This window comes from Ideonella azotifigens, from assembly GCF_006519715.1.
Taxonomy (GTDB): domain Bacteria; phylum Pseudomonadota; class Gammaproteobacteria; order Burkholderiales; family Burkholderiaceae_C; genus Ideonella; species Ideonella azotifigens.
Genome location: NZ_VIDT01001216.1, coordinates 1 through 297, shown reverse-complemented (window position 1 = coordinate 297; position 297 = coordinate 1). Strand labels below are relative to the sequence as shown.

Annotated in this window: 1 protein-coding gene; it reads left to right on the top strand. The window is 64.6% G+C overall.

Annotation, left to right across the window (positions count from 1 at the left end; all coding sequences use genetic code 11):
- The coding region (locus tag FKP22_RS33340) for a hypothetical protein (protein WP_170201217.1) at positions 1 to 297 on the top strand (297 nt) is incomplete at both ends.

Sequence of the window (297 nt, the reverse complement as noted above, 5' to 3'; positions counted from 1 at the left end):
AGCCTGTTCGGAGTGGGAGACCCGATCTACCCGTTGATCGGTTCAAGCAGCTACGACGTCGACCTTGACGCGGGCCTTGGCGGCCTGAAGCTGCGCTACGACATGCGCAGGAAGCTGCCCAGCGATAACCCGGACCTGGTGTATCCGAACACCGCGCTGGCGTCCTTTGGCCTGCTGGTGGAGAGCAACCTGCACAAGCGGCTGATCTACCAGTCGGGCACGCTTGACGGCATGCAGGCCTCACGCGGCTTGGGCCGCTGGGTCTCGTTTGCGGCGTCCGGCGGGGTCTTTGTTCCG